At 56.0% G+C, this 200-nt stretch carries 1 rRNA gene; it reads right to left on the reverse strand.

Features of this window, described 5'->3' with window-relative positions:
* Positions 1–78 (reverse strand): 5S ribosomal RNA (rrf, locus tag IF29_RS45745); the annotation flags it as partial.
* Positions 79–200: the final 122 nt, after the last annotated feature.

Here is a 200-nt window from a genome sequence, read left to right on the forward strand (position 1 = left end):
AGTACCATCGGCGCTGTGAGGCTTAGCTTCCGGGTTCGGGATGTTACCGGGCGTTTCCCTCACGCTATGACCACCGAAACACTATGAAGATATCAACCAAATCGCCGCCGGAAGCGGGGGTCGTTTCTTCAGAACAACACAGTGGACGCGTAGCAACTATGGACAAGCCCTCGGCCTATTAGTACCGGTCAGCTCCACCC

This window comes from Streptacidiphilus jeojiense (assembly GCF_000719095.1).
In the GTDB taxonomy this organism is placed as follows: Bacteria; Actinomycetota; Actinomycetes; order Streptomycetales; family Streptomycetaceae; genus Streptacidiphilus; species Streptacidiphilus jeojiensis.